Annotated in this window: 17 protein-coding genes; 10 read left to right on the top strand and 7 right to left on the bottom strand. The window is 74.8% G+C overall.

The features are described 5' to 3' along the window. Positions 1-4: 4 nt before the first annotated feature. The 3 genes from ASF47_RS08200 to ASF47_RS08190 all read right to left on the bottom strand — a co-directional run bounded on the left by ASF47_RS08200 (position 5) and on the right by ASF47_RS08190 (position 1,944). Positions 5-712 (bottom strand): 2-C-methyl-D-erythritol 4-phosphate cytidylyltransferase, encoded by a 708-nt coding sequence (locus tag ASF47_RS08200; protein WP_082500119.1) that lies wholly within the window; start codon positions 710-712, stop codon positions 5-7. 31 nt (positions 713-743) lie between these two features. Beyond that, positions 744-1,340: a hypothetical protein gene (locus ASF47_RS08195; protein ID WP_056863478.1), complete on the bottom strand. Its 597-nt coding sequence runs from the start codon at positions 1,338-1,340 to the stop codon at positions 744-746. Between the two features lie 118 nt (positions 1,341-1,458). Beyond that, on the bottom strand, positions 1,459-1,944 hold the full coding sequence (locus tag ASF47_RS08190; protein ID WP_056863477.1) for a CarD family transcriptional regulator: 486 nt from the start codon (positions 1,942-1,944) through the stop codon (positions 1,459-1,461). 268 nt (positions 1,945-2,212) lie between these two features. Between ASF47_RS08190 and ASF47_RS08185 the strand changes: the two genes are divergently transcribed. From ASF47_RS08185 to ASF47_RS08175, 3 genes are all read left to right on the top strand, one after another. Further along, positions 2,213-3,190, top strand: a complete 978-nt coding sequence (locus ASF47_RS08185; RefSeq protein ID WP_056863476.1) for a UbiA family prenyltransferase — start codon at positions 2,213-2,215, stop codon at positions 3,188-3,190. Positions 3,191-3,254: 64 nt separating this feature from the next. Next, complete coding sequence (locus ASF47_RS08180; RefSeq protein WP_056863475.1) at positions 3,255-3,935, top strand: hypothetical protein; 681 nt, start codon at positions 3,255-3,257, stop codon at positions 3,933-3,935. A gap of 2 nt (positions 3,936-3,937) precedes the next feature. Further along, the gene (locus tag ASF47_RS08175) at positions 3,938-4,690 is read left to right on the top strand and encodes a phosphoglyceromutase (RefSeq protein ID WP_056863474.1); all 753 of its coding nucleotides are present in this window, start codon (positions 3,938-3,940) and stop codon (positions 4,688-4,690) included. A 28-nt stretch (positions 4,691-4,718) separates the two neighbouring features. Here the strand turns inward: ASF47_RS08175 and phoU are convergent, their stop codons facing one another. After that, the gene (gene phoU, locus ASF47_RS08170; RefSeq protein ID WP_056863473.1) at positions 4,719-5,375 is read right to left on the bottom strand and encodes a phosphate signaling complex protein PhoU; all 657 of its coding nucleotides are present in this window, start codon (positions 5,373-5,375) and stop codon (positions 4,719-4,721) included. Positions 5,376-5,496: 121 nt separating this feature from the next. Between phoU and ASF47_RS08165 the strand changes: the two genes are divergently transcribed. The 4 genes from ASF47_RS08165 (at position 5,497) to ASF47_RS08150 (ending at position 9,707) form a co-directional block, all read left to right on the top strand. Next, positions 5,497-6,645, top strand: coding sequence for a sensor histidine kinase (locus tag ASF47_RS08165; RefSeq protein WP_056863472.1), 1,149 nt, complete (start codon positions 5,497-5,499; stop codon positions 6,643-6,645). Continuing rightward, positions 6,642-7,319, top strand: coding sequence for a response regulator transcription factor (locus ASF47_RS08160; RefSeq protein WP_056863471.1), 678 nt, complete (start codon positions 6,642-6,644; stop codon positions 7,317-7,319). The genes ASF47_RS08165 and ASF47_RS08160 overlap by 4 nt, the downstream gene beginning before the upstream one ends. A 79-nt stretch (positions 7,320-7,398) precedes the next feature. Beyond that, entirely contained in the window at positions 7,399-8,352 is a 954-nt protein-coding gene (locus ASF47_RS08155) for a DMT family transporter (RefSeq protein ID WP_082500118.1), read from the top strand. Next, entirely contained in the window at positions 8,349-9,707 is a 1,359-nt protein-coding gene (locus ASF47_RS08150; protein WP_056863470.1) for an EAL domain-containing protein, read from the top strand. The genes ASF47_RS08155 and ASF47_RS08150 overlap by 4 nt, the downstream gene beginning before the upstream one ends. 10 nt (positions 9,708-9,717) lie before the next feature. On the opposite strand, the gene ASF47_RS08145 is transcribed toward ASF47_RS08150, so the two are convergent. Both ASF47_RS08145 and mshA read right to left on the bottom strand, forming a co-directional pair. Continuing rightward, on the bottom strand, positions 9,718-10,233 hold the full coding sequence (locus tag ASF47_RS08145) for a YbjN domain-containing protein (RefSeq protein WP_056863469.1): 516 nt from the start codon (positions 10,231-10,233) through the stop codon (positions 9,718-9,720). Further along, positions 10,230-11,507: a D-inositol-3-phosphate glycosyltransferase gene (gene mshA / locus ASF47_RS08140; protein ID WP_442937559.1), complete on the bottom strand. Its 1,278-nt coding sequence runs from the start codon at positions 11,505-11,507 to the stop codon at positions 10,230-10,232. The genes ASF47_RS08145 and mshA overlap by 4 nt, the downstream gene beginning before the upstream one ends. A 180-nt stretch (positions 11,508-11,687) precedes the next feature. On the opposite strand from mshA, the gene ASF47_RS08135 reads away from it, so the two are divergent. Both ASF47_RS08135 and ASF47_RS08130 read left to right on the top strand, forming a co-directional pair. Beyond that, the gene (locus tag ASF47_RS08135) at positions 11,688-12,488 is read left to right on the top strand and encodes an SDR family NAD(P)-dependent oxidoreductase (protein WP_082500117.1); all 801 of its coding nucleotides are present in this window, start codon (positions 11,688-11,690) and stop codon (positions 12,486-12,488) included. 59 nt (positions 12,489-12,547) lie between these two features. Beyond that, positions 12,548-13,237: an aspartate/glutamate racemase family protein gene (locus ASF47_RS08130; RefSeq protein ID WP_056863468.1), complete on the top strand. Its 690-nt coding sequence runs from the start codon at positions 12,548-12,550 to the stop codon at positions 13,235-13,237. A 16-nt stretch (positions 13,238-13,253) separates the two neighbouring features. Here ASF47_RS08130 and ASF47_RS08125 read toward each other — a convergent pair whose 3' ends face one another. Then, entirely contained in the window at positions 13,254-14,612 is a 1,359-nt protein-coding gene (locus ASF47_RS08125; protein ID WP_056863467.1) for a protealysin inhibitor emfourin, read from the bottom strand. A 184-nt stretch (positions 14,613-14,796) separates the two neighbouring features. On the opposite strand from ASF47_RS08125, the gene ASF47_RS08120 reads away from it, so the two are divergent. Further along, the gene (locus ASF47_RS08120) at positions 14,797-16,362 is read left to right on the top strand and encodes a sulfatase family protein (protein WP_056863466.1); all 1,566 of its coding nucleotides are present in this window, start codon (positions 14,797-14,799) and stop codon (positions 16,360-16,362) included. The last annotated feature ends 6 nt before the right edge of the window (positions 16,363-16,368 follow it).

Here is a 16,368-nt window from a genome sequence, read left to right as displayed (position 1 = left end):
CTGGTCAGTGCCGCACGGTGCGGCTGAGCTCGTCGACGCACTCCAGCAGCTCGACGGCGGAGCGGTCGTCGACCCGGCGTGCCAGGGAGGGTCCCTTGACCAGCTCCACGTCGCCCCTCTCCCGCATCCACCTGACCAGGGCCGCGGTGTCGTCGAGCGGCGGGACCGCCCCCTCGCTCAGCGCTCGCCCGACGACCGCGCCGGACACGACCGTCGGCACGATCAGCGCTCCGAGCCGCTCGCGGTCGATGGTGCCGGCGATGCGTCCCTCGTCGACCGTCTTCACCGTGTCGGTGACCGGGCGGAAGGTCGCCAGCGAGACCTCAGGGGCGAGCAGCTGCTGGTCCAGCACCGAGCGCAGCAGCTCCGCGGAGGCCAGCGGGCACCGGGCGTCGTGCACCAGGAGGGCCCCCGCAGGGCGGGAGGAGCGCGCACTCCACCACTCCTGCTGGGTCATGACCTCGACAGCACCGCCGCCCCGGGAGGAGCGGACGACTCCCGACCACCCGGCGGCCACCCGGGCGTGGTCCGCGTCGGACACCAGGAGCGTGACCGGGACCTCGGTGCCGGCGAGGGCCGCGACCAACGAGGTGGCGGCGTGCAGGTAGAGCGGTCGACCGTGGAGTGCCTCGAAGGCGAGGCCGTCGCGTCGGCCCACGACGAGCACCGCCTCGGTCCCCCGTGGGTGCGTCGATCGCGCGGCCGGGCTCATGGGCCCCACGGTAGACGGCCCCCGCGCGACCTCAGCCCTCGGCCGACGCCGGGCGGGTCTCGCGCTCGAGCAGTACGACGTCCTCGCGCGTGGTCACCCGACGGCCCGCGGTCGGCGCCCTGACCCGGACCACCTCGTGGTGGGTCTCCAGCGCCGTCACCAGCGCGTCCAGGTCGCCGTCGTCGACGAGTCCGGAGGGACTGTCGCCGAACGACCCGAGCGCGACCTGCGCCACCACCGCGGCCGGCAGCACCACCGGCGACGCGGCGTCGGGGCGTCCCTCGGAGCCCCCGGTCACGCCGACCACGACGGCGTCGCGCTCGACGGCGGCCCGCACGCAGGCGGCCAGGAACGACGCGGGGGTCATCGGGCACAGCGCGTCGTGGAGCACGAAGGGCTCGCCGGCGTCGGCGACCCCCGCCCAGCCGGTGCCGAGGTCGACGGCGGTGATGCCGGCGTCACCGAGCGCCCAGGAGGCGCAGGCGACCAGCGCCTCGCCGTGGATGAGCGCGTAGGGCAGCGAACCGCGCCCCTGCTCGACGACCGCCCCGAGGGCGGGCTCGGGCTCGACGTCGGGGTCGGGGTCGGGGAGGACGACCGGGACGGCGTCGTGCGGCGCGGTGCTCATGACCGCCCACCGTACGGCGTCCCGGGCCCGGCGTGACGGCTCGCGACGCGACGAGGCCCCCGGGTGGTCCCGGGGGCCTCGTCGGTGGTGCGGGTGACCCGACGCGTCGGGTCGGGGCTCAGGACGCGAGCACCTCGTCGAGGAGGGTCTCGGCCTTGTCCTCGTTGGTGTGCTCGGCCAGGGCCAGCTCGGAGACGAGGATCTGGCGCGCCTTGGCCAGCATCCGCTTCTCGCCGGCCGACAGCCCGCGGTCGCGCTCGCGGCGCCACAGGTCGCGCACGACCTCGGCCACCTTCATGACGTCGCCGCTGTGCAGCTTCTCCAGGTTGGCCTTGTAGCGGCGCGACCAGTTGGTCGGCTCCTCCACGTGGGCCGCCCGCAGCACGTCGAAGACGCGCTCCAGGCCCTCCTTGTCGACGACGTCGCGGACGCCGACCAGGTCGAGGTTGCAGGCCGGCACGCGCACGACCAGGTCTTGCTGGGCCACGATCCGAAGGACGAGGTACTGACGGTCCTCCCCCTTGATCGTCCGCATCTCGATGTCCTCGATGACTGCGGCCCCGTGGTTCGGGTAAACAACCGTTTCGCCGACGGTGAATGTCATATGTCAGGTACCCCTTCCTAGGCCTCTATCTTAACACGACCTGAGAATGTCGACTGACACGTTTGCGCAGGTCAGAGGCCCCTTCGGGGCTTGACAGATATCGAGACGTGTGATGCGGACGACTCCGGGACCCCCGCCGGCACACCCTTCGAGACCCTCGTCCGTGCCGCCGGCGCGCCCGTCGCGAGCCTCCTCGGACCCGGGCGCCGACCGCGACCCGCGGGCTGGTTCTGCGCGGATCCGACCGGCCGTGGCCGATACTCCCCCCATGGCCAGACCGACCCCGTGGCGACGACGCCGCAGCAGCGGCGAGCAGCACGAGACCAGCACCCCGGCTCCCGCCTCCGCGCCCTCGCCCGCTCCGGCACCTGCTCCGGCGCCCGCTCCGGCGACCGCAGCGTCCCGCGACGTCACGGGTCCCGGGGCGCGAGCCGGCGGCACCCTCACCGCCGCGGCTCCCGCGACCACCTCACCGACCCCCGCCTCCCCGACCCCCGCCCCTCCGTCCGACGCCGCGGCGCGCGGGGGTGCCCTGACCCGGCTGCGCGACCTCACGCCGATGCTCCTGCTGCGCGCCGCCCACCCGCGCCAGGCGGTGCTCACGGCGGCGCTGATGGGCCTGGCCTCGGCCCTGGCCGACCGACCGACGCGCGAGCTGGGCCTGGTGCTCGCCACCGTCCTGGTGGGGCAGGCCGTCCTCGGCTGGCACAACGACCTGGTCGACCGCGGGCGCGACGCCGCCCACGCCGCGAAGGGCAAGCCGCTCGCCGACGGGCGCCTCGAGCCGGGCACGGCGTGGTTCGCGCTGGCCTGCGGGGTGCTGCTGCTCGTGCCGCTGTCGGTCTCGCACGGCGTCACCGCGGGGTCGGCGTACCTGGTCTCGGTCGCGCTGGGGCTGGTCGGCAACGTCGTCCTGCGCAGCGGCGTGCTGTCGTTCGTGCCCTGGGCGGCGGCCTTCGCCCTCTACCCCGTCTTCCTCTCCTACGGCGGGTGGAACGGCGAGGACGCCGGCTCCGCGCCCACCGTGGTCATGGTGGTCCTCGCGGCACTGCTGGGCGTCGGGGTCCACGTGCTGCGCGCCGTGTGGGGCCTCGTGGCCGACAACGAGGACGGCTGGACCTACCTGCCGCTGCGCCTGGGGCTCCGGCTCGGCGCCGCCCGGCTGCTGCTCCTCGTGGGCCTCTACCTCGCTCTCGTGGTCGCCGGGATGGTCGTGGCCGGCACCGCCGTCGGGCTGCGCGCCTGAGCCCCGTCGGCGCCCGCTAGGCTGGCGCCACACACGCGCCACGACGACCTGAGAAGGCCACCTCATGCACCTCCCCCGCAGGCTCACGCTCGCCGTGGGCGCGCTCGCGCTCGTCGCGCCCACGCTGACCTCGTGCGGCTTCAACCTCGGCACCGACCGGCCCTACACGCCGGCCGCAGGCACCAACTTCGTCGACGGCAGCTTCAAGGTGCTCGGGGCCACGGTCGTCTCGGCCGCCCCGGGAGCCGGCACCCTCGTCGTGGGCCTGAACAACGACGACCCGCTGGAGCCGATCACGCTCACCGCTGTCGACGCGCGCACCAGCCCCGACGACGCCAGCGAGCTGCCCATCGAGGTGGCCTCGTTCGACCCCGTCGAGATCGCGCCGCTGGGCTTCGTCAACCTCGTCGACGTCGACCCCGCCATCGGCGTCACCGGCGACTTCATCGCCGGCGACGTGCTGCCCATGACCTTCACGCTCGAGAGCGGCGAGACCGTCGACCTGGGCGTGCCGGTCGTCGCGGCCTGCGACGAGTACGAGGGCTTCGACGTCGCCGACACCGGCGAGACCCGCAGCGGGGAGGCCGCCGGGAGCGTCGAGGAGTCCTACGACTGCGAGTTCCCCGAGGCCGTGGTCGAGTACGGCCCCGAGACCGAGCCCCAGGGCGAGGTCGAGGGCCCCGGCGGCAACGAGGGCACCGCCCCCGACGAGCCCGTCGAGACCGAGTCGACCCCCACGGAGTGACGATGACCGACACGACCCACACCCTCGTGCTGCTCCGCCACGGCGAGAGCGAGTGGAACGCCAAGAACCTCTTCACCGGCTGGGTCGACGTCGCCCTCACCGAGAAGGGACGCGCCGAGGCCGCCCGCGGCGGGGAGCTGATCAAGGAGTCGGGCCTGCTGCCCGACGTGGTCCACACCTCCCTGCTGCGCCGCGCCATCAACACCTCGGCCCTCGCGCTCGACGCCGCCGACCGCCACTGGATCCCGGTGAAGCGGTCCTGGCGGCTCAACGAGCGCCACTACGGCGCCCTCCAGGGCAAGGACAAGAAGCAGACCCTCGAGGAGTACGGCGAGGAGCAGTTCATGCTCTGGCGCCGCTCCTTCGACGTGCCTCCGCCGCCGATCGCCGACGACGACCCGTGGTCGCAGGTCGGCGACCCCCGCTACGCCGACCTCGGCGACGCGATGCCGGCCACCGAGTGCCTCAAGGACGTCATCGCCCGGATGCTGCCCTACTGGGAGTCCGACGTGTTGCCCGACCTGCGCTCCGGCAAGGTCGTGCTCGTCGCCGCCCACGGCAACAGCCTGCGCGCGATCGTCAAGCACCTCGACGGCATCTCCGACGACGACATCGCCGGGCTCAACATCCCCACCGGCATGCCGCTCGTCTACCGCCTCGACGACGACCTGCGCCCCACCGTGCCGGGCGGGGAGTACCTCGACCCCGACGCCGCGGCGGCCGCCGCCGCCGCGGTCGCCAACCAGGGCCGCTGAGCGACCCCGACCAGCGGGGCCGGCGCCCTCAGGCCTGCAGGGCCCGCGGGTGCTCGCCGGTGACGACGAAGACGATCCGGTTGGCGATCGACACGGCGTGGTCGGCGATGCGCTCGTAGTAGCGACCCAGCAGGGCCACGTCGACCGCGGCCTCGACGCCCTCGGTCCAGTCGTCGGAGAGCAGCTGCGCGAAGCTGCTGCGGCGCAGCTGGTCCATGACCTCGTCGTCGCGGCCCAGCTCGATGGCGGCGGTGACGTCCTGGCTGAGGATGATCTGGCCGACGCGCTTGACCATGTCCTCGGCGACCTCGGCCATGCGGGCGATGGTGGGGTGGATGGCCTGGGGCACGGCGACGTTGGGCACGCGCAGCCGGGCGATCTTGGCGACGTGCACCGACAGGTCGCCCATGCGCTCGAGCTCGCTGACCATGCGCAGCGCGGCGATGACCACGCGCAGGTCGCCGGCGACCGGCGCCTGCAGCGAGAGCAGCGCGAAGGCCTGGTCCTCGACCCGCTCGCGGGCCCGGTCGATCTCGACGTCGGCGCTGATCACCTGCTCGGCGACGGCCGCGTCGCCGCTCAGCAGCGCCTCGGTGGCGAGCCTGACGGCGGTCTCGACGTCGCGGCAGATGCCGGCGAGGTCACCGAGGACGGACTCGAGCTGGTCGTGGAAGGCGTCGCGCATGGAGGCAAACGTAGAGAGCCTAGGTGTCCGGCGTGCGAGGAGGGGTGAACGTGCGGTGAACATCGCGAAGCCGGCCGCTCCGCGGTGAGGGCGGGTCCGGGGCCTGCGTACCATTCCGCACGTGGACCCGACGACGCAGGCCTTCCTGGCCGCGATCATCGGGGCCGTCGTCGCCGGCGGCGCCGTGCTCGCGTGGCACGTCAGCGACCGTCAGCAGTACGCCGCGCGCCCGGTCGAGACGCCCGTGGTGCCGCCCGGGGTGGCCACCGTGCTGTCGGTGCTGCGCAGCAGCGCGGTGGTGGTCGACGACGACGACACCGTGCTCAAGGCGTCGGCCCCGGCCTACGCGCTGGGGCTGGTGCGGGGCACCCGGCTGCTCGCCGACGAGCTGGCCGAGATGGTGCGCCAGGTGCGCCGCGACGGCCAGATCCGCGAGACCGAGATCCTCATGACCCGCGAGGGCGTGCCGGTGCGCAACGTGACCGCACGCGTCGCGCCGCTGGGCTCGCGGCTGGTCCTGGCCCTCGTCGAGGACCGCACCCGCGAGCGGCGCGTCGAGGCCGTGCGACGCGACTTCGTGGCCAACGTCAGCCACGAGCTCAAGACCCCTGTCGGCGCGCTGCGCCTGCTGGCCGAGGCCGTCCACGAGGCCTCCGACGACCCCGAGGCCGTCGAGCGCTTCGCCGACCGCATGCTCACCGAGAGCGACCGGCTCTCCAAGCTGGTGCAGCAGATCATCGAGCTCTCCCGGCTCCAGGCCGACGCCCCGCTCGACGCGCCGGTGGCCGTCGACCTCGACGAGGTCGTGCAGGTCGCGGTCGACACCAGCAAGATCGACGCCGAGGACAAGCGGATCTCGGTGATCGTCCACGGCACCGAGGGCCTCGAGGTCTTCGGCAACGAGGGCCAGGTGATGGCCGCGGTGTCCAACCTCGTGGCCAACGCGGTGTCCTACAGCGAGCCCGACTCCACCGTGCTGGTCACCACCAAGGCCGACGACAGCACGGTGGAGATCTCGGTGGTCGACCAGGGCATCGGCATCCCCGCCGGGGAGCTCGACCGGATCTTCGAGCGGTTCTACCGCGTCGATCCCGCACGACACCGCTCGACGGGCGGCACCGGACTGGGGCTGTCCATCGTCAAGCACGTCGCCGCCACCCACGGCGGCGAGGTCCGGGTCTGGTCGGCGGAGGGTCAGGGCTCGACCTTCACCCTCACGCTGCCCCAGCACCACGCGCACGAACGACAGATGCAGGAGGAGAGCCCGTGACACGGGTACTGGTGGTCGAGGACGAGGAGAGCTACAGCGACGCCCTCGCGTACATGCTGCGCAAGGAGGGCTTCGAGGTGGCCATCGCCGCCGACGGCAACGCCGCGCTCACGGAGTTCGAGCGCAACGGCGCCGACATCGTGCTGCTCGACCTGATGCTCCCGGGGCTCCCGGGCACCGAGGTGTGCCGGCAGATCCGGCAGACCTCCCACGTGCCGGTGATCATGGTGAGCGCCAAGGACGACGAGGTCGACAAGGTCGTCGGGCTGGAGCTCGGGGCCGACGACTACGTCACCAAGCCCTACTCCCCCCGCGAGCTGGTCGCCCGCATCCGGGCCGTGCTGCGCCGCGGCACCGAGCCCGACCTCGCCCCGGCCACCCTCGAGGCCGGACCGGTGCGGATGGACGTGGAGCGCCACGTCGTGACCGTCGACGGCGAGGAGCAGCGGCTGCCGCTCAAGGAGTTCGAGCTGCTGGAGATGTTCCTGCGCAACCCCGGGCGGGTGCTGACCCGCGGTCAGCTGATCGACCGGGTCTGGGGCTCGGACTACGTCGGCGACACCAAGACCCTCGACGTGCACGTGAAGCGGCTGCGGGCCAAGCTCGAGCCCGACCCGGGCGAGCCGCGGTACCTCGTCACCGTGCGGGGCCTGGGCTACAAGCTCGACCTCTGACGCCGCGGTGCGCGCGGCCCCGACCGCGCGGTCCGAAACCCGCGCGACCGGGCCGGGCACACGTCCCTAGGGTGGTCGCGTGACCACCCGTCCCTCGGCCCCGGCGACCACCTCCCCGACCTCCGACGCCGGCCCGGCCCCCGCCGCGTGGCTACCGGTCGCCGCGGTCGGGGTGACCCTGGTGCTGTGGGCCTCGGCCTTCGTGGCGATCCGTCACCTCGGGGCCGACTTCTCCCCCGGCGCTCTGTCGCTGGGGCGGCTGGTGGTGGGCTCGCTCGTCCTGGCGCCCTTCGCGCTGGCCCGGGGCCTGCCGCGGGCGACGCCACGGCAGTGGGTGTCGCTGGTCGTGATCGGGGTGCTGTGGTTCGGCGTCTACAACGTGGCGCTCAACGAGGGCGAGCAGCGGGTCGACGCCGGCACGGCGGCCATGCTCATCCAGGTGTCGCCGGTGCTCATCGCGCTCCTGGCCGCGCTCTTCCTGGACGAGCGGTTCACGCCCTACCTCGGGCTCGGACTGGCCCTGGCCTTCGGCGGCGTCGCCCTCATCGGGCTGTCGACCTCGGAGAGCGGCGAGCGCGACCTGCTCGGGGTCCTCCTCTGCCTGCTGGCCGCGGTCGTCTACGCCGTGAGCCTCGTGCTGCAGAAGCCCCTGGTGGCGCGACTGCCCGCGGTGCAGGTGACGTGGCTGGCCTGCACGATCGGGGCGGTCGCCTGCCTGCCCTTCGCGGGCCGGCTGGTCGCCGAGACCGTGGCCGCGCCGGCCTCGTCGGTGGCCTGGGTGGTCTACCTGGGCGCCTTCCCCACGGCCATCGCCTTCACCACCTACGCCTACGCGCTGTCGCGGATGAGCGCGGGCAACCTCGGTGTCACCACCTACCTCGTGCCGCCGATCACCATCGTGCTCGGCCTGCTGCTGCTCGACGAGACCCCGCCGACCATCGCCTACGCCGGCGGCGCGCTGGCCCTCGTCGGCGTCGCGGTGGCCCGGCGCCGGCCACAGCCCCGGGCGCAGCGCACGGTCGCGGGGCCGTGACCCGTCGGGTCGGCCGCGCGGGCACCGACGCGCTGACCGGGCTGGCCGACCGCGCGCGGCTGGAGCGGCGCGCCCGGCGTCTCCTGACCGGGGAACGGCACGGCGACCCGACCCGCCGGGCCGTCCTGATCGTCGACCTCGACCACTTCAAGCACGTCAACGACACGCTCGGGCACGCCGCCGGCGACGCCGTGCTGGTCGAGGTCGCGGCCCGGCTCGAGCGCGCGGCGCGGCCCGGGGCCCTGGTCGCGCGCCTCGGGGGCGACGAGTTCCTCGTGCTCTCCGCCGCCCTTCCGCCCGGCGACGACGGCTCCTCGCTGGCCGGTGCGGTGCGCCGGTCCCTCGCCCCGCCCGTGCGGGTCGACGGGGTGGGACTGCGGGTCGGTGCCTCGGTCGGCGTCGCTCTCGAGGGCCGCGACGGACACGACCTCGTCGAGCTGATGCGCGTGGCCGACCGGGCGATGTACGCCGACAAGGCCCGCCCGGGCGCGCCTGCGCGCGAGGAGGCCGCCGCGGACCCCACGCTCGGCCCCGACCTGCGCGCGGCCCTCGAGCGCCGCGACGGCTCCGGGGCCCTGGGCCTGCACCACCAGCCACAGGTCGGGTGGGACGGCACCGTGAACGGCTACGAGGCGCTGCTGCGCTGGAGCCACCCCCGTCGCGGGCTGCTCCTGCCCCGCGACGTCCTGCCGGTGGCGCGGGCCGAGGGCGCCCTCACGGCGCTCACGCTGCACGCCGTGGCCCGGGCCCTCACCGACCACGCGGCGCTGGCGGCCGCCGCCCGGCCCGCCGACCCGCCCACCGGCCTGGCCCCCGACGCACCCACGGTGTCGGTCAACGTCGCGGCACGCGACCTGCTCGTCGACGGCTTCGTCGACGACGTCGCGTCGCTCCTGGCCGCTGCGTCGGCCCCGCCGGGGTGCCTGCTGCTCGAGATCGCCGAGCCGGCGCCCCACCCGCGCCCGGCGGTGCAGGCGCTGTTCGCCGCCCTCGACGCCCTCGGGGTCGGGGTGAGCATCCACGAGTTCGGCGCCGGAGCGGCCTCGCTGGCCCCGCTGGCCGGCTACGCAGGTGTGCGCGAGCTCAAGCTCGACCCGGCCCTGACACGTGCCGTCGCGACCGACCCGGCCGCGGCACGGCTCGTGGCCGCCACCGTGGGCGCCGCCCACGCCCTCGACCTCGCCGTCGTGGCCGAGGGGGTGGAGGACCCCGGCGTGGTGCCCCGCCTGCGCGACCTCGGCTGCGACCGGCTTCAGGGCTTCCTGGTGGCTGCGCCGCTGCCGCCCGGCGAGGTCGCCGCGTGGCTGGACCGCTGGCGGGCCGGCGGGGGCGCTCAGTCGCTGCTCGAGGCCTAGCCGGCCGGTCTCAGTTCTCCGAGACCGGCTCGTGGTCGCTCTCCAGCCAGCCGCGGAAGGCCTCGAGGTTGGCGGTCGACTCCCCGCGCAGCTTGCGCCACTCCCACTCCTTGCGGATGGAGGAGGCGAAGCCGAGCTCGAGGATGGCGTTGAAGGACTCGTCGGCGTAGGTCAGCACCGAGCCGAGCAGCCGGTCGAGCTCGGTCTCGTCGACCGAGCGCAGCGGGAGACGGCCGTCGAGGTAGATGTCGCCGAGCCGGTCCACGGCGAAGGACACGGCGTACATGCGCAGGTTCTTCTCCAGCAGCCAGCGCCAGACGCGCTCGTGGTTCTCGTCGGGGTTGCGGCACACGAAGGCGTGCACCCCCAGGGCGTGGGCGCCGATGTCGAGGCGCACGGGGGTCTGGAGCTTCTTCTCGCCGGGCAGCGAGAAGGAGAAGACGCCCTCGGCCGACTCCTCCATCTCGATGTCGTTGCTGCTCAGCCAGGCCCGGACGGTCGCGGCGGCCGCGTCGCGTGTGGTCATGACACCGACTCTCGCATGCGGGTGCGCGCGCGCTCGTAGACCGCGAGCACCTGGGCGGCGGTGGCCTCCCACGAGAAGCGGCGTGCCTGGGCCACGGCGCCGGCCTCGAGTCGCGCGTGGAGGGCCTCGTCGCCGACCACCCGGGCCAGCGCGTCGGCCCAGGCCCGCGGGTCGTGCCCGTCGACCAGCAGACCGCTGCGACCGTCGTCGACCACCGTGGTCAGCCCGCCGACCGCCGCGGCGACGACCGGGGTGCCGGCCGCCTGGGCCTCGGCGGCCACCAGCCCGAAGGACTCGTTGTACGACGGCACCGCGACCACCGAGGCGGCGGCGTACCACCGGGCCAGGTCGGCCTGGGCGACCGGCGGCACGAAGCGCACCACGTCGGGGCGGCCGGGCGACCCGACCAGGCCAAGGTCGCGGGCCAGGGTCGCCAGGGCCTCGGGGCGGTCCAGACCGCTGCCCGAGGGCCCGCCGACGACCGGCACCACCAGCCGGTGGCGCAGGGACGGGTCGCGCTGGAGCATCACCGCGACGGCGCGCAGCAGCACGTCGGGTGCCTTGAGCGGCTGGATCCGCCCGGCGAACAGCAGCACGTGGGCGTCGCGGGCCAGGCCGAGGTCGTCGCGGGTGCGGGCGCGGTCGAGGGGGCGGAAGAGATCGAGGTCGACGCCGGGGTGGACGACCTCCACGCGGCCGGGGTCGGCGTCGTAGAGGTTGATCAGCTGCTTGGCCTCGAGGTCGGTGTTGGCGACCAGCATGTCGGCGGCCTCGACCACCTGCTCCTCGCCGATGACGCGGGCGGCGGGCTCGGGGTGGTCGCCGACGGCGAGCGCGTCGTTCTTCACCTTGGCCATGGTGTGCATCGAGTGCACCAGCGGCACGCCCCAGCGGTCGCGGGCCAGGGCGCCGACCTGGCCGGAGAGCCAGTAGTGGGAGTGCACGGCGTCGTAGTGCCCCGAGGGCTGGGCGGCCTCGGCCCGCAGCACCTCGCGGGCGAAGACGCACAGCTGCGCCGGCAGCTCCTCCTTGGTCAGCCCCTCGAAGGGACCGGCGTGGATGTGGCGCACGACGAGGCCGTCGCCGGCCTCGACGACGGGCGGCAGCGTGGACCGCGTGGCGCGGGTGAAGATGTCGACCTCGACGCCACGCGCGGCCAGGCGGCGGGCCAGCTCGATGACGTAGACGTTCATGCCGCCCGCATCGCCGGTGCCCGGCTGGTCGAGCGGCGAGGTGTGCAGGCTGATCATGGCCAGCCGGCGGAGCTCTCCCACGCTGCGCCACCCTTCCTCGCGTCGTCGCCGGCGCCCCTGCGCCGACCTGCGGGCTCCCGCGGCGCGCGGAGGCCCACGGACCAGAGTGGTCCACCGGACAAGAACCCTGCGGCCCGCCCGGGGATTCCCGACCCGGCGACCGGGTCGTGGACACCTGGCGCCACGCGGCAGGATGGAGCCATGAGCGCCCCCTCCACCCCCGCGACCTCGCCGACCACCGACCCCGGGTCGGGCCTTGCCGACCGTCCGCTCGCCGTGGTCACCGGCGCCAGCAGCGGGATCGGCGCGGCCACCGCGCGCCAGCTCGCCGCCGCGGGCTACCGCGTGGTCTGCGCGGCCCGGCGCGCCGAGCGGGTCGAGGAGCTCGCCGCTGAGATCGACGGGGTGGCCGCGGTCTGCGACGTCACCGACGAGGCGTCGGTCGCCGGGCTGGCCGAGCTCGTCGGCGGGCGCCTCGACGTGCTGGTCAACAACGCCGGCGGGGCCTTCGGCTCCGCCCCCGTGGCCCAGGCCGACGCCGAGGAGTGGCGCCGGATGTACGAGGTCAACGTCATCGGCCTCATGCAGGTCACCCGTGCCCTGCTGCCGGCCCTGCTGGCCAGCGGCGCGGGGGTGATCCTCAACGTCGGCTCCACCGCCGGGCGGGTGGCCTACGAGGGCGGTGCCGGCTACACCGCCGCCAAGCACGGCACCCAGGTCGTGACCGAGACCCTGCGCCTGGAGCTCTTCGACCAGCCGGTGCGGGTGTGCGAGATCGCGCCCGGCATGGTCCGCACCGACGAGTTCTCCCTGGTCCGCTTCGACGGCGACCAGGAGAAGGCCGACGCGGTGTACGCCGGGGTCCCCGACCCCCTGGTCGCCGACGACGTCGCCGACGCCATCGTGTGGATGGTGACCCGACCGGCGCACGTCAACATCGACCAGCTGGTCATCCGACCCCGCGCGCAGGCCGCGCAGCACAAGGTCCACCGCGTCGGCTGACACCGGCGAGGTGCAGCGTCGGCTGCCGCGCTGCTGACGCGGCTGTCACACTGACCCGCATGCAGACCATCGGACTCGTCGGCGGCATGAGCTGGGAGAGCAGCGCGGCCTACTACAAGGCGCTCAACCTGGGCGTGGCCCAGCGCCTGGGCGGCCTGTCCTCAGCCAGGGTCGTGCTCTCCTCCCTCGACTTCGCCGAGCTCACGACGCTGCAGGCCCAGGAGCGCTGGGACGAGGTCGCCGCGGTGCTGGTGGCCGCCGCCCAAGGCCTGGAGCGGGCCGGGGCCGACGTGCTGCTGCTGTGCACCACGACCTTCCACCGCGTCGCCGACGAGGTCGCCGCCGCGGTCGACGTGCCGCTGCTGCACCTCGCCGACGTCGTGGCCGAGGCCTGCCTGGCGCGCAAGGTCTCCGAGGTGGGCTTCCTGGGCACGACCTTCACCATGGAGCGCAGCTTCTTCACCGACCGCCTCGCCGACGACGGGCTGACCGTGCACGTGCCCGCCACCGAGCACCACGCCGAGCTGAACCGGATCATCTACGAGGAGCTCGTCCACGGGCGCGTCGAGGACTCCTCGCGGCGCTTCGTGGTCGACCTGATCTCCCAGCTCTGGGACGCCGGCGCCGGCGGCGTCGTGCTCGGCTGCACCGAGCTGGAGCTGCTCGTGCGCCAGGCCGACTCCGAGCTCCCGGTCTTCCCCAGCACCACGCTGCACGTCGAGGCCGCCCTCGACCGCGCCCTGGGCTGATCCGGCCGGGCGGCCCTCAGGCCGGGTCGCCCGGGGGCCGCAGCACGACCTCCACCAGCCGCGCGAGGTCGGCGCCGAGGGCCTGCTCGGGCACCCGCACGTGCGTGCCGGCCACGTCGACGTCGTAGACGAAGCGGTCGGCGCCGCCCGGCTCCTCCGCGCGCGCGGCGGCCGCCGCGAGGTCGACGCGCTCGAGCAGCGAGCGGGCCTCGGCCGCGCGCGGGTCGTCGTCGGCGTCGAGGTCGAGGTCGGCCTCGGCGCGCAGGCCGGCGAAGCCGCCCGTGCGCCGCACCGTCAGCCGACGGCCCGGGTCGGCGCCGCGACCGACCGCGCCGTCCTCCCCCGCGCGGCTGCCACCGGCCCGCGGGGTCACCCCGACCTCCTCCCACGCCGCGCCGACGGCGTCGGCGTGCACCCCGGCCGCCGCGACCGTCGCGGCCGCGAAGCCGGCGAAGTCGGTGCGCGGACCGACCCGGCCGCCGGTGAGCGCGGCGTACCAGATCGCGCCGGCGCCCTCGGCGCTCGACCCGCCGACCGCGACCGCGGCGAGCTGGAAGGCGCGGTTGGGGATGCCGGAGTTGAGGTGGACCCCGCCGTTGTCCTCGCTGGTCTCGACGTAGTCGTCGAGGTGGCCGGGTTGGGGGTCGGTGCCCAGGCGCGGGTCGTCGTAGGCCGTGCCGGGCGCGCGCATGTCGCGCAGGCCGCGCGCGGCCACCCCGGGCAGGAAGATGTCGGCCCCGATCAGCCAGTCGGCCTCCTGCGGCGACTGACCGAGCAGGCGCTGCGCGAGGCAGGCGGCGAAGACGTCGGAGACCGACTCGTTGAGGGCGCCCGACTGGCCCTGGTAGACCAGCCCCGCGCTGCGCTCGGTGACCGCGTGGGCCAGCTCGTGGGCGAGCACGTCGACCGCGGCGGTGAAGCGACCGAAGACCTCGCCGTCGCCGTCGCCGAAGACCAGCTGCGTGCCGTCCCAGAAGGCGTTGGCGTAGTCGCGGCCGTAGTGGACGGTGAGGCTCACCGGCGCGCCGGCGTCGTCGTAGGAGTCGCGGCCGTAGACGTCGGTGAAGAGCGCCAGCGAGGCCGCGATGCCCGTGGCGGCCTCGTCGACCGCGGGGTCGCCGGTCGCGCCCTCGCCCGCGCGCCGCACCGGACGGCCCGGGAGGGTCGTCGTGGCCCCGGCGTCGTGCACGGTCCAGGCCGCGGTGGCGCGCGCGGCGAGCGGCGGCGCCGACGCCGGGCCCGGGCGCGCCGCGCGGAAGCCGGCATCGAGCGACAACGTCTGCTCCCAGCCGAGCCGGCGCAGCAGGTAGGGCGGCACGAAGCCGCAGCGACGACCGGCGAGCGGCCGGGGGGCGGAGGGGGGCCCGAGAGTCATGGCCCCAGCGAAGCCCAGGCCACCGACAGTGACAAGGCCCACGTCGCCCGGCCCACGTCGGCAGGCACCCGTCGCCCAGCGCGGGCAGGAGGATTCCCGCAGCGGGGGTGGGTCCGGGTTTACTTGCCGGCCAGCTGGTCCCTTCGTCCCGTACCTGCCCGCCCCCGCCCCCACGGAGTCCGACGTGAGCACACCTCCCGGTGCCCCGAGCCGCCGCCAGGCGCTCGCCCGACCGCTCGCCGGGGCGCTCGCCGGGCTGCTCGTGGTGGGCGGGCTGGTGTCGTGCCGTGCGGCCCCGGAGCGCGCCGACGGCGACCCGGCCACGGGCTCCGCGGTCACCGACGTCGCCGACGCCCGGGGCACCCGCCCCAACATCGTCCTGCTCAGCTCCGACGACCAGACCGACACCGAGCTGGAGCACATGCCGCTGACGCGGAGGCTGCTCGCCGAGGCGGGCACGGAGTTCACCGACGCGATCAGCCCCCACCCGCTGTGCTGCCCGGCGCGCGCGGAGATCCTCACCGGGGAGTACGCCCAGAACAACGGCGTGCGCCACAACCGCGGGGCCTACGGCGGCTACCAGGCCTTCGCCCGCCACAACACCGAGCAGAACCTCGCGGCCTGGCTGCACGACGCCGGCTACCGCACCGGGTTCGTCGGCAAGACGCTGAACTCCTACACCACGGGCTCGCGCCGGATGCGCGGCTGGGACTACTGGAGCCCGACGATCGCCGACACCTACCGCTACTACGGCACGCGCTTCTACGACGACGGGCGCCCGCGCACCTACGACGGCTACGTCGCCGACGTCGTGCGCGACCAGGCCGTCGACCTGGTCGAGCGGTGGTCGGCCGGCGACCGGCCGTTCTTCGTCTGGGCCTCCCACGTGGGCCCCCACGACGCCACCGAGAGCGACGGCACGTGGGGCCCGCCCGTGCCGGCCGAGCGCCACCGCGGCCTCTTCTCCGACGTCGGGCTGCCCAGCGCCGACGACCCGTCCTTCGACGAGCCCGACACCTCCGACAAGCCCCCCGCCGTGCGCCGCGGCCGCGACGGGGTGCCGGTGCGCACCGAGTGGTACCGCGACCGGCTGCGCAGCCTCCAGGCCGTCGACGAGGCCAACGCGGCCGTCATCGAGGCCCTCGACCGCGCCGGGGAGCTCGACGACACCGTGGTCGTCTACGTCTCCGACAACGGCTTCCTCACCGGCCAGCACCGCATCTACGGCAAGAACTACCCCTACGAGGAGGACCTCCAGGTCCCCTTCGTGCTGCGCGGCCCGGGCGTGCCGGGCGGCACGACGAGCACGGAGACGGCCACCGTCGTCGACCTGGCCCCCACCTTCCTCGACTTGGCCGGGGTGCTCGGCGCCGTGCGCTCCGCCGGGCACACCGACGGCGAGTCGCTCCTGCCCGCGCTGCGGGGCGGCTCACTGGGCGCCACCAGCCTCATCCAGGCCGGCACCTCCGAGCGCCGCGCGCTGCGGGCCTTCGGCTGGTCCTTCCGCGGGGTCCGCACGCCCCGCTTCACGTGGGTGCGGTGGTGGGACGGCGCCGAGGAGCTCTACGACCGCGAGCTCGACCCCTTCCAGGAGGGCAACCTCGTCGGGCCCGACGGCCAGGTGCGCGACCCGGCGTACGCCGCGGTGCGTGAGGAGCTGGAGCGGCGCTACCGCGCGCTGCGCTGGTGCCGTGGCGTCGCGGAGTGCGAGCAGCAGGACTTCGGGCCCGAGCCCGCGCCGGCGTCCTGAGCGCGG

Source organism: Nocardioides sp. Leaf285, from assembly GCF_001422955.1.
Classification (GTDB): Bacteria; Actinomycetota; Actinomycetes; order Propionibacteriales; family Nocardioidaceae; genus Nocardioides; species Nocardioides kribbensis.
The sequence above is the reverse complement of the archived record's forward strand: the minus strand, read 5'-3'. Positions and strand labels throughout refer to the sequence as shown.

Coding starts and splice junctions, on each gene's coding strand:
- ASF47_RS08200 (WP_082500119.1), bottom strand. CDS start 712: ATGAGCCCGGCCGCGCGATCGACGCACCCACGGGGGACCGAGGCGGTG.
- ASF47_RS08175 (WP_056863474.1), top strand. CDS start 3,938: ATGACCGACACGACCCACACCCTCGTGCTGCTCCGCCACGGCGAGAGC.
- ASF47_RS08185 (WP_056863476.1), top strand. CDS start 2,213: ATGGCCAGACCGACCCCGTGGCGACGACGCCGCAGCAGCGGCGAGCAG.
- ASF47_RS08180 (WP_056863475.1), top strand. CDS start 3,255: ATGCACCTCCCCCGCAGGCTCACGCTCGCCGTGGGCGCGCTCGCGCTC.
- ASF47_RS08195 (WP_056863478.1), bottom strand. CDS start 1,340: ATGAGCACCGCGCCGCACGACGCCGTCCCGGTCGTCCTCCCCGACCCC.
- ASF47_RS08190 (WP_056863477.1), bottom strand. CDS start 1,944: ATGACATTCACCGTCGGCGAAACGGTTGTTTACCCGAACCACGGGGCC.
- ASF47_RS08130 (WP_056863468.1), top strand. CDS start 12,548: ATGCAGACCATCGGACTCGTCGGCGGCATGAGCTGGGAGAGCAGCGCG.
- ASF47_RS08135 (WP_082500117.1), top strand. CDS start 11,688: ATGAGCGCCCCCTCCACCCCCGCGACCTCGCCGACCACCGACCCCGGG.
- phoU (WP_056863473.1), bottom strand. CDS start 5,375: ATGCGCGACGCCTTCCACGACCAGCTCGAGTCCGTCCTCGGTGACCTC.
- ASF47_RS08125 (WP_056863467.1), bottom strand. CDS start 14,612: ATGACTCTCGGGCCCCCCTCCGCCCCCCGGCCGCTCGCCGGTCGTCGC.
- ASF47_RS08145 (WP_056863469.1), bottom strand. CDS start 10,233: ATGACCACACGCGACGCGGCCGCCGCGACCGTCCGGGCCTGGCTGAGC.